The following is an 11,455-nucleotide window of genomic DNA, read 5'->3' as shown; positions in this document are numbered from 1 at the left end:
GTTGCAGCGGCATCTGGTCGTGGCCGTTGGGCAGCAGGATATCCTTTGTCACCGAGGCCTTCTCCAGCACCTCGAAGTAGGATTCGAGCCGCTTGCGCAGCCCCGCTTCATCTTCTGGCAGGTACTTGCCGATGGCGTAGCCGAGCGGCAGCACCTGGGCGGTCACCTCGCTGCCGTCGTTGCTCTGCCAGAGGAACTCGGTCTTGTCGGTACCGTGGCGCTCGGAGCAGCCGCGCCAGAACATGGCACGATCGATCCCGAAGCCGTTGAAGATGTGGGGTAGCTGGGAGGACATACCGAACGAGTCGGGCAGGTAACCGATCTTCATCGGCTCGCCAAGGCTAAGGCAGTCGCGCATCCCGTAGAGCAGGTTGCGCAGGATGGACTCGCCGCTCACCTGCATGGTGTCGGTCTGGGTGTACCAGGGGCCGATGATGAGCTTGCCCGCCTCCACCAGCGCCTTCACCCGGGCCTTGTTCTCGGGCTGGATGGCGAAGTAATCCTCCAGCACCGCGGTCTGGCCGTCCAGCACATAGAACTTGTAGTCAGGGTCGGATTCAAGACGCGCCAGGATCTCCGCCATGTTGTTGACCAGCAGGATGCGGGACTCCTCGGTGGTGAAGTACCACTCCCGATCCCAGTGCATGTGCGGCGTGATGTGAACTCGTGAAACTGTCATGACAATGATCCTTTGCTGACGCACGGCGGCCCTTGCCTGCCGTGCGGAAAAATAGTCTGTTGAAAAAACGGTGGTGAAGATGAGCCTTACTCTGCGGCGACCACCTGATAGGTGCCGCGCTGCATGGCGTGACGGCGCCAGCCGATCAGCACCAGAGTGGAGATAAGGGTGCCCACCAGCGCCGCACCGAGCCAGACGGCGGCAGCCATCAGGGCGCCGTGGCCGCCATCGTGGAGCAAGAACAGGGAGAAGATGCCGGCCCCCGGGGTAGAGAGACCAATCCCCATGGCACCCACCATGGCGCCGGTGACGACTGAGCCTGCTAGGAAGGAGCCGATCACCCGGATCGGATCTTCGATAGCCATCGGAATGGCGCCCTCGGTGATCCCTGCCAGCCCCAGCAGCCAGGTCGACTTGCCGGTCTCAATCTCGAAGGTCTGGAACAGGCGCGGCGCCAGCAGGGTGGAGGCAGTGACGGTAAAGGCCGAAACCATCTTGACCGCGCCGAAGATGGCGTAGGGGCCGTAGACCCCGTTGGCCATGGCGCCGAGGCAGAAGGCGTATGCCGCCTTGTTGACCGGGCCACCCAAGTCAAACGAGCACATAAAGCCGAGCAGGGCGCCCAGTACCAGCGCGTTGGTGCCGGAGAGGCCGTTGAGCCACTCGGTGAGGCTGTTGTTGAGCCAGGCCACCGGCTGGCCGATGACAAACAGCATCAGGCTGCCTGCCACCAGGGTGCCGATCACCGGATAGAGGTAAAAGGTGAGAAAGCCGTTGAAGTTGGGGCTAAGGCGCACATGCTGCTTGACCCAGCGCATCAGGTAACCGGCGATAAGACCACCGACCACGCCGCCGAGAAAACCGGAGCCAATCATGTTGGCAGCAAGCCCTGCCGCAAAGCCCGGGCCCAGCGCCGGTTTGTCTGCCAGCGAGTAGGCGGTATAGGCCGCCAGCACCGGCACCATCAGGGTGCCCAGCATGCCACCGCCGAGTTTTCGGTACATCCAGAGCCAGGAGTTCTCGGTATCAAACAGATGTTGCAAGCCGAAGATCTGGGCCAGCAGTACAGAGACGGCGAGCACGGTACCGCCCGCCACGATCAGCGGCACGGCAAAGGAGATACCGCTCAGCAGCGCCTGCTTGAGCTCGGTCTTGAGGCTCACCTTCTTGCCGCTTGGGGCATCGCTCTGGTTGGTGTTGGGAGTCGGGGCGGTGCGCCCACCCTTGGCCGCTTCCAGCGCGTCATTCAGGATCCGTTCGGCATGGCGGATGGGCTCGGCCACTGGCGTCTCGATACGGGGGATGCCGGCGAAACGCTCCTGCTCCTTGATGGCCACCTCGGCGGCGAAAATACAGGCCACCGCTGCATCGAGCGCTTCTTGCGGCAGGCGATCCTCGATGCCGTTGGCGCCCTGTTTCTCGACCAGTACCCGAATGCCCAGCTTGCGCCCCGCCTTTTCCAGATATTCGGCGGCCATATAGGTATGGGCGATCCCCGCCGGGCAGGCGGTGACACAGACCACAGTGGGTTGATTTGTATCTAAGTTGTCTTCTTTTGCTGGTTGCTTGCTGCTATCCCCTTCACCATCGAGCAGCGCCATCAGCTGCTCGGCACTTTTGGCTGCCAGCACCGCCTCGCGGGTATCGTCATCCACCAGGGCGGTGGTGAGGGTGGTGAGCAGTTGCATATGGGTGGAGCCCGCCTGATCGGTCGGGATCGCCAGCATGAAGATCAGGTTGACCGGCTCGGGGCCGTCAATCCCCTCCCAGCCCAGCTCCTCGCTTAAGGTCGCGACGGCAAAGGCCGCTTCACGCACCGCATCGCACTTGCCGTGGGGCACTGCCAGCCCTTCGCCAAGAGCGGTGGGGCCCTGCGCCTCGCGGGCCATGACCGCGGCCAGAAAGGCCGCCTTGTCGTGCAGCTTGCCGGCCTGATCGAGCCGATCAGCCAGGGCATGAATGGCCGCATCCCGATCGGCAAACCGGGTTTGCAACGTGATGAGATGGGGGCCGGTAAGACTGGTCAGATTCATGATGATCCTCTGTCAGGTTGGCTTGCCAGCAAGCCGTCATGGTGAAAGTGACAGCGATGCTAACAAACCGGCCGACTGATTTTTGTGAGTGGTATCATACAATTCGTTATTTGTATTGTTTTTGTATTGTTTGTTCAAAGTGATTTGTTAGGTCAAATGAGGCCGAGCCGTTTTGTCTGCCGGGCAACTGGGGTAGAATGGCGCCTCTTCCATTTATCATGGCGCAGAGCCGACGAGGTGGCCTTTCGTGTCGAAAAAACCCATGTATCGCCAGATAGCAGACACTATCCAGCAGTGGATCGCGCAAGGGGATCTGGCCCCCGGCGATGCTCTGCCCACCGAAGCCGAGTTGCGCGAGCAGTTCGGGGTGAGCCGGGTGACGGTGCGTCAGGCTCTCAAGCAGCTGACCGAACTCAACGTCATCGAGAGCATTCAGGGCAGCGGCAGCTACGTGCGGCAGGAGAAGGTGAACTACGACATCTATCAGCTCACCAGCCTCTATGAGAAGGTGACCGATCCGGCGGCCGAGACCCACAGCGATATTCTCGCTTTCGAGGTGATCAAGGCGAGTAGCGAGCTGGCCGAGCGGCTCAATCTGCTGGAAGGGGCGCTGGTCTACTACGTCAAGCGGGTGCGCTTTATTCGCCAGATCGCAGTGACGCTGGAGGAGACCTGGATGCCGCTCGCCCTCTTCCCCGATCTCAGCTATGCGGTGATGCAGGGCTCCAAGTACCACTACATCGAGGAGGTGAAGCAGCTGGTGATCGACCGCAGCGAGCAGGAGATCATCCCGGTGCTCCCCTCGGCGCAGGTGGTGGAGGCGCTCGGTATCGATCCCGCCAAGCCCATTATCGAGAAGGTCTCCCGTGGCTTCCTACAAGATGGCACTGTGTTCGAGTTCAGTCGCAACTTCTTCAAGAGCGATGACTACAAGTTCACTCTGGTCGCGCGCCGCGCCAAGGGGTGAGCAGGCGACAGCACCCACGATGAAAAAGGCCACCACCGTGTTTGCGGTGGTGGCCTTTTTTTGGTCGGTTAACTGGCCGATTAGCCGGGCTAAATAGCAGACTGGCTGGTGGTCTGACGCAGCCGATCTACTGCGCTGAGTCGTTGATGATTTCCTCGACCAGTACTTGCAAGCTCCCTTGCGCCAGGGTGGTGATGAGCTGGTCGCCGCTGCTGACCTGATCGGCGCGACTAATGACTTCACCGCGCGCAGTGCGAGTGATGGAGTAGCCACGACCGAGAGTAGCGAGCGGGCTCACCCCATCGAGGCGGGCGGTGAGCATGGCGAGGCGGTGGCTGGCCAGATCCTGGCGCTTGGCAATCAGGGCATGAAGCCGCTCCTCGGCCAGCTGGTGGCGGCGCTTGCCAGCGGCCAGCAAGCGCTCCGGGCTCTTGCCCTGCAGGCGCAGCTCAAGGTTGGTGAGCCGCCGCTCTCCCTGATGCAACCGCTGGCGCAATAGCTGCTGCAAACGGGTGGAGAGCTCGTCGAGGCGCTGGGACTGCTGCTCCAGCCGCCGTTTCGGATCCTGATGGTCGAGCCGCTTTTGCAGCAGGATGAAATCGTGGCGGGCAGCGGTCTGCTGGCGACTCATCGCCTGCAGCAGTCGCTGCTTGAGGTGGGCGAGGCGCTGGATACGGGCCTGATTGTCCGGCGCCACCAGTTCGGCGGCGGCCGACGGGGTAGGGGCGCGCAAGTCGGCGGCAAAGTCGCTGATGGTGACATCCACCTCGTGGCCCACCGCGCTCACCACAGGTATGGCGGAGTGGGCAATGGCGCGCGCCACCGCCTCTTCGTTGAAGCACCAGAGATCTTCAAGCGACCCGCCACCCCGCCCGACGATCAGCACATCCACCTCGGCGCGCTGGTTCGCTTTGGCGATCGCCGCGACGATCTGGCTGATGGCGGCGCTCCCCTGTACCTGAGTCGGGTAGATAAAGACCGGCAGATCCGGCGCGCGCCGTTTAAGCACCGTCAGCATATCGTGCAGGGCGGCGCCGGTGGCTGAGGTGATAAGGCCCACCGCCCGCGGCTCACGGGGCAGCGGCCGCTTGCGGCTTTCGTCAAACAGCCCCTCGGCGCCGAGACGGCGCTTGAGCTCCTCAAAGCGCAGCGCCAACACGCCGTCGCCTGCCGGCTGCATCGACTCGATGATCAGCTGGTAGTCGCCGCGCGGCTCATAGAGAGAGACTCGCGCCTGCACCAGTACCTGCATGCCATCCTGCGGGCGGAAGGCCACCCGCCGGTTGTTGCCTTTGAACATGGCGCAGCGCACCTGCGCCGACATGTCCTTGAGGGAGAAGTACCAGTGGCCGGAGCTTGGCATCGCCAGATTGGAGAGCTCGCCGGTCAGCCACACCAGCCCCAGATCCTGCTCCAGGATCATGCGCACGGCGCTGTTGAGGCGGGTGACGGTAAAGACCTGCTGCTCGCGGCCGCTCGCCGCACTGGATGGGGTAAATCGGTTCAATGGCGTACCTGTGGTCTGCTCCGGCGTGGCCGGGATAAAACGGTGGCCGCTATCTTAACCCGAAACAGGGGGAGGGCGCTAAGCAGGAGGCGTCAGCAGCAGAAAAGCAAGATTGGAAACGCTGCCGTTTATTCGGGCAGGCAGTATGGCTCCCGACAAAGCCCTCGCGCTTGCCTGCATCTGACCAAGTTACGGCTTGCCTCGATGCCGTTGATCTCTTAGGTGCTGCTGATATTCACGGCACCACCATCTTGACCAGCGTTCACTCGCCCCCCTGTTTGGAGTAGCTTATGAATCCCTCAACCCACTTAAGTTTGACGACCCGTTTGCTGCACTGGTCGGTTGCCTTGCTGATGATTGGCCTGACCCTTGTAGGTTATCTGATGGTGAAATTTGAAATATGGGATCTCTATGCCCTGCATAAATCTCTGGGGGTGATTGCACTGATCTTGATCCTGCCCCGCGCCATTCTCCGCCTTGTTAAAGGGTGGCCTGAGCCTGTGCGTCAATATCCTGTTTACGAGGCATTGGCAGCCAGGGCGATCCACTGGGGTTTGCTGATTTCAACGCTGCTTATTCCTGTGTCCGGTCTCTGTTATTCCGCAGCGGCTGGCCGAGGTGTCGCGATATTTGGCTGGTCTATTATCCCGATGAATCCAGATATCCATGATCCTGCCAATGTGATTCCATTCAGTGAATCCGTTAGGGATATTGCTCACACAGTCCATATTTATTTGCCATATATCATACTGGCATTTTTGTTGGTGCACATTGTCGGGGCATTGAAACATCATCTGCTGGATAAAGATAATACCTTGCTGCGGATGGTGGGGCGAAAATATTAAAGAAAGGCAACCCTTGTTGTGACTGAAAATATATATTTCAGTGGGTGAGATTTATTATCCAGACCGAGCAAAGGGCATGGAGAGGAGAATGATACCGGTGCGAGTGGTTGCCGCGAGTGCAAGAGACAATACAAGGACACAAAACAAGGGGAGGGTGGTCAGAGGCCGCTTGCCCCTGAGCTCCTGTCGATCATCCCGTTGCATGGGGGTTGCGCTGCGTCGGCACCTACCAGTTTTGCATAAATCACCGGTTAGCCAACTCTTTTGCCCCGAAATGGCGCTTTTCGTACTGATAATCTTGGTTTTTTGGCGTTTTGGTCGCCTAAAAGAGGGCTATGCCATAAAAAATTCAAAAAACTTCTTTACCAGTGACCAATGCGTGAGTAAACTTCGTCGGCAATATTTTACACCCCCACTTCCTCAACGGTGAGATATTGCCATGCTCAGGATTGCCAAAGAAGCGTTAACCTTCGACGATGTACTGTTGGTTCCCGCCCACTCCGAAGTTCTTCCCAATACTGCCGATCTGCGTACCAAGCTGACCTCCGCCATCAGCTTGAACATCCCGATGATCTCCGCTGCCATGGACACAGTGACCGAAGCCCGTCTGGCTATTGCACTGGCCCAGGAAGGCGGTATCGGCTTTATCCACAAGAACATGTCCATCGAGCAGCAGGCTGCCGAAGTGCGCAAGGTCAAGAAGTACGAAAGCGGCGTGGTCACTGACCCCGTCACCGTACGCCCTGACATGACCATCGCCCAAATCAAGGAGCTGAGCCACAAGAACGGCTTCGCCGGTTACCCCGTGGTGACTGACGGCAATCAGCTGGTCGGTATCATCACCGGCCGTGACGTGCGCTTCGTGATTGACCTCTCCCAGACCGTTGAACAGATCATGACCCAGAAAGATCGTCTGGTCACCGTGCGTGAAGGGGCCCCTCGTGAAGAGGTGGTTGCCCTGATGCAAAAGCACCGTATCGAAAAAGTGCTGGTGGTGAACGGCGACTTCAAACTCAAGGGCATGATCACCGTTAAAGATTTCCAGAAAGCTGAGCGCAAGCCCCACGCCTGTAAAGATGACAAGGGTCGTTTGCGGGTCGGTGCTGCCGTTGGTGCCGGTGCTGGCAACGAAGAGCGCGTCGCTGCGCTGGTAGAAGCCGGTGTAGACGTGCTGCTGATCGACTCCTCCCACGGCCACTCCCAGGGCGTGCTGGATCGCATCAAGGCCACTCGCGACGCCTATCCGGATCTGCAGATCATCGGTGGCAACGTGGCGACCGCCGCGGGCGCCAAGGCGCTGGCTGCTGCCGGTGTCAACGCCGTCAAGGTCGGTATCGGCCCGGGCTCCATCTGTACTACCCGTATCGTGACCGGCGTGGGCGTGCCCCAGATCACTGCCATCTCCGACGCCGTTGATGCGCTGGAAGGCACCGGTATTCCGGTGATTGCCGATGGCGGTATCCGCTTCTCCGGCGACATCGCCAAGGCCATCGCCGCGGGCGCCAGCTGCGTCATGGTAGGTTCCATGTTCGCCGGTACTGAAGAAGCGCCGGGCGAGATCGAGCTCTATCAGGGTCGCTCCTTCAAATCCTACCGTGGTATGGGTTCCCTGGGCGCCATGTCCAAAGGCTCCAGCGACCGCTACTTCCAGACCGACAACGCCGCCGACAAGCTGGTGCCGGAAGGCATCGAAGGTCGCGTGCCGTACAAGGGTCGCCTCAAAGAGATCATCCATCAGCAGATGGGCGGCCTGCGCTCCTCCATGGGCCTGACCGGCAGCGCCACCATCGACGACATGCGCACTAAAGCTGAATTTGTGCGTATCTCCGGCGCCGGGATGAAAGAGTCCCACGTCCACGATGTGACCATTACCAAAGAAGCCCCCAACTATCGGATGGGCTGATAAAACGGGGCCCTGCGCCCCGTTTTTCCACCCTTTTTTTATCCCGTGCCCTTTGTGACAACATCAGCCTGATGCAGGAATAAAATGACTAAAGACATTCACCAGCACCGTATCCTTATCCTCGACTTCGGTTCCCAGTACACCCAGCTGATCGCCCGCCGCGTGCGCGAAATCGGCGTTTACTGCGAACTGTGGGCCTGGGACGTAACCGAAGAGCAGATCCGCGAATTCAATCCGAGCGGCATCATCCTCTCCGGCGGCCCCGAGTCCGTCACCGAAGCGGGCAGCCCGCGCGCCCCCGAGTATGTGTTCAACGCCGGTGTCCCTGTGTTCGGTATCTGCTATGGCATGCAGACCATGGCCGAGCAGCTGGGTGGCAAGGTGCAATCCTCCACCGAGCGTGAATTCGGTTACGCCAAGGTGGAAGTGCTGGGCGAAGCTGGCAAGAGCAGCGCGCTGCTGCGCAACATCGAAGATGCCATCGCCGACAACGGCAATGCCCTGCTGGATGTCTGGATGAGCCACGGTGACAAGGTCACTACCATTCCGGCCGACTTCACCACCATCGCCCAGACCCCGACCTGCCCCCACGCGGCCATGGCCAATGAAGCCAAGCGCTTCTACGGCGTGCAGTTCCACCCGGAAGTGACCCACACCCGTCAGGGTGCCCGCATGCTGGAGCACTTCGTCAAAGACATCTGTGGCTGCGAATGCCTCTGGACCCCGGCCACCATCATCGACGACGCCGTTGCCCGCATCCGCGAGCAGGTGGGGGACGATGAAGTGATCCTCGGTCTCTCCGGTGGTGTCGACTCCTCCGTGGTTGCCATGCTGGTGCACCGCGCCATCGGCGATCGCCTGACCTGCGTCTTCGTGGACAACGGTCTGCTGCGTTTGAACGAAGGCGAGCAGGTGATGGAGATGTTTGGTGACCACTTTGGTCTCAACATCATCAAGGTTGAAGCGGAAGAGCGCTTCCTCTCTGCTCTGGCCGGTGTTGACGAGCCGGAAGCCAAGCGCAAGATCATCGGCCGCGTCTTCGTCGAAGTGTTTGATGATGAAGCGAAAAAGCTGAAAAACGCCAAGTGGCTGGCGCAAGGCACCATCTATCCGGACGTTATCGAATCCGCTGCCAGCAAGACCGGCAAGGCCCACGTCATCAAGTCTCACCACAACGTCGGCGGCCTGCCGGAAGAGATGAAGATGGGTCTGGTCGAGCCGCTGCGCGAACTGTTCAAAGACGAAGTGCGCCGCGTCGGCCTCGAGCTGGGTCTGCCCTACGACATGCTCTACCGTCACCCCTTCCCGGGCCCGGGTCTGGGCGTGCGCGTCCTTGGCGAAGTGAAGAAAGAGTACTGCGATATCTTGCGCCGCGCCGATGCGGTCTTTATCGAAGAGCTGCGCAAAGCCGACCTCTACAACCAGGTCAGCCAGGCGTTCGCCGTGTTCCTGCCGGTGCGCTCCGTTGGCGTGATGGGCGATGGTCGCAAATATGACTGGGTCATTGCCCTGCGCGCCGTCGAAACCATCGACTTTATGACCGCTCACTGGGCTCACCTGCCGTACGACTTCCTCGGTCACGTATCGAACCGCATCATCAATGAGATCAACGGTATCTCCCGCGTGGTGTACGACGTATCCGGCAAGCCGCCTGCAACCATCGAATGGGAATAAGCGGCACACGCCCTTCTGCCCATCGAGCATAAAAATGCAAAAAAGACGCCCTTGCGGCGTCTTTTCTTTTCTCAATCGTTTGCGTAAAAATTTGATTCCATGCTGCGACCAGTGAAGGTTTCGTCATCAAGCTGTCTTATCAACACGCCGAGCGCGGTTGAGTGATTTTTACCAGTCCTCCACTGAGCTAGGTATGTTTCTATATTGTCTGTTTCAACATCAGTATTGTGGTAAGTTTTACTCAGATTAATAGCTTTGCAGAGAAGAATAATGTTATTCAATGTATGAAAAATACGAAAATAACGATTATATAATAGCCAGAAATATACCTATTGAATAGGTTTAACAGTATATATAATTGGGCTGACTCTGTTTTTATTAATCAGGTTTTTATGTGCCAATAGAAAATGCCGCCGCTAAAGGCGGCGTATTTTTAAGTTCTATTTAAATATGAGTCAACCCAATCTTTGCAATACTTTGTAATTTGCCATGATTCTAAACTAATAATAGATTGTGTCGCTACACTATAAGGAATGTCGGAGATGTACCTTTCTATTTTATTTGACTCCCCTGGTAAATCATCCTTCCACGTATTTCTTGCATGTAGTAAAAAGTAAAGTGAACCTTGGTACTCACCCTTGTTCTAATAAAACCTCATATATCCATTTAGATGCGTAGCCAATATTGTGTTTCTCAAAATACTTTGGATTGTCGGAAGAGAAGATTTTAAATGATTTACAGTATAGTAAAAGAGCGGAGTCTCGGTCACCCAGATAGAACAAACATCTTCCTACATTTCCATATGCTGATGAAAGGTTATCGTGGATTATTTTAGAGCACATCTCTTCAATGGTTTTATCGTTGCAGAAAAATTTAATTGCAAGGTCAACGTTTGCATTGATTTGTGAGTCTCGTAATGAGAGATGGTACCTATGCTTCCCAGACCAAACATCGTTTTCACCTAGAACATCAATTAAATCGGAAGCGCTTTTCCCATACGTGATGGCATTTTTATAATCTGAATTAATCCAATGTTTGTGACATAATGCAGACTTAGATAAAATCATTGTTTTATCAGGGGTTTGAAAAAGTTGAGTGAACTTGAGCATGTATTTATCAAACAGGTCATCTCGACCAAATTCAACCGCACGTGTAAAAAATGAATCGATAAAATCAAAGAATCCTTGAATGTCATTTATTTTTTTGTGTGTCCATATGACTCTTTGAAGTGTTGAGTCTGATAGTCTTAAGTATTCCTCACAGTATCCTGAAATAAAAAAGCTCTCACATACCAGTCTTAATTCAGTTATTGCATCGTTGACTTTATCTGCATTGATAAGCACTTCTATCTTTTTTGATACTAGGTCAATATCATCAGGTGGAAGGACATGCCCAAAACGCTGCTTTATTAATAAAATAAATCCATTTAGATAGTTAACATATAGCGTTATATAACTTTCTTGCTCTTTTCTGTCATATTTTCCTTTTATAAACTCTTTAACTAGAGGGTGAAGTTCGATATAACCTTCACTTTCCTTGGATATTATTAGGTTTAGGTGTTTTAATGCACGAATAGCTTTTGTGTACTGATTGAAATTGATTTTTCTTTCAACTATTTTAGATAAATCCTCTTCTGATTCGGAGACATTGCATATGGATAACGTTCTTAATATAATTTTTTCTTTTTCTTTAAGTCCATCCCAAAGATTTTCAAGGACAGTTGCTGATATCATGCTTGAAAAATTGGCGTCTGATTCAGAAATTCCTCTATGTTCTATTTTTTTTAAGATGTTATCGATAACTTTAAAATCTAATCTTGACTGGGCAAGAATCAGGCCCATCCATAG

7 protein-coding genes and 1 pseudogene are annotated in these 11,455 nt (G+C 56.0%); 4 read left to right on the top strand and 4 right to left on the bottom strand.

The window, feature by feature from the left end; translation table 11 throughout:
- Positions 1 to 679 (bottom strand): annotated as a pseudogene (locus AACS18_RS17135) (alpha-mannosidase); the annotation flags it as partial.
- An 86-nt stretch (positions 680 to 765) separates the two neighbouring features.
- Positions 766 to 2,712, bottom strand: coding sequence for a PTS 2-O-a-mannosyl-D-glycerate transporter subunit IIABC (gene mngA, locus AACS18_RS17130; RefSeq protein WP_108612819.1), 1,947 nt, complete (start codon positions 2,710 to 2,712; stop codon positions 766 to 768).
- A 247-nt stretch (positions 2,713 to 2,959) separates the two neighbouring features.
- Between mngA and AACS18_RS17125 the strand changes: the two genes are divergently transcribed.
- Complete coding sequence (locus tag AACS18_RS17125) at positions 2,960 to 3,679, top strand: GntR family transcriptional regulator (protein WP_108612818.1); 720 nt, start codon at positions 2,960 to 2,962, stop codon at positions 3,677 to 3,679.
- 127 nt (positions 3,680 to 3,806) lie between these two features.
- On the opposite strand, the gene xseA is transcribed toward AACS18_RS17125, so the two are convergent.
- Positions 3,807 to 5,186, bottom strand: coding sequence for an exodeoxyribonuclease VII large subunit (gene xseA / locus AACS18_RS17120; RefSeq protein WP_108612817.1), 1,380 nt, complete (start codon positions 5,184 to 5,186; stop codon positions 3,807 to 3,809).
- Positions 5,187 to 5,476: 290 nt separating this feature from the next.
- Between xseA and AACS18_RS17115 the strand changes: the two genes are divergently transcribed.
- From AACS18_RS17115 to guaA, 3 genes are all read left to right on the top strand, one after another.
- A complete protein-coding gene (locus AACS18_RS17115) occupies positions 5,477 to 6,031 on the top strand; it encodes a cytochrome b (RefSeq protein WP_108612816.1) in 555 nt (184 codons plus the stop codon).
- 439 nt (positions 6,032 to 6,470) lie between these two features.
- Positions 6,471 to 7,934, top strand: a complete 1,464-nt coding sequence (gene guaB, locus AACS18_RS17110) for an IMP dehydrogenase (protein WP_005345006.1) — start codon at positions 6,471 to 6,473, stop codon at positions 7,932 to 7,934.
- A gap of 84 nt (positions 7,935 to 8,018) precedes the next feature.
- Entirely contained in the window at positions 8,019 to 9,608 is a 1,590-nt protein-coding gene (guaA, locus tag AACS18_RS17105) for a glutamine-hydrolyzing GMP synthase (protein ID WP_040066364.1), read from the top strand.
- A gap of 632 nt (positions 9,609 to 10,240) precedes the next feature.
- On the opposite strand, the gene AACS18_RS17100 is transcribed toward guaA, so the two are convergent.
- Positions 10,241 to 11,455: hypothetical protein (locus AACS18_RS17100; RefSeq protein ID WP_219927983.1), on the bottom strand; the 1,215-nt coding region annotated here is incomplete at its 5' end.

The organism is Aeromonas sp. HMWF015 (assembly GCF_963878965.1).
Classification (GTDB): Bacteria; Pseudomonadota; Gammaproteobacteria; order Enterobacterales; family Aeromonadaceae; genus Aeromonas; species Aeromonas veronii.
This window is presented reverse-complemented; position numbering and strand designations above follow the sequence as displayed.

Bases quoted from the DNA above. Each gene is read 5' to 3' on its own strand.
- guaA (WP_040066364.1), top strand. From the start codon at position 8,019: ATGACTAAAGACATTCACCAGCACCGTATCCTTATCCTCGACTTCGGT.
- guaB (WP_005345006.1), top strand. From the start codon at position 6,471: ATGCTCAGGATTGCCAAAGAAGCGTTAACCTTCGACGATGTACTGTTG.
- AACS18_RS17115 (WP_108612816.1), top strand. From the start codon at position 5,477: ATGAATCCCTCAACCCACTTAAGTTTGACGACCCGTTTGCTGCACTGG.
- mngA (WP_108612819.1), bottom strand. From the start codon at position 2,712: ATGAATCTGACCAGTCTTACCGGCCCCCATCTCATCACGTTGCAAACC.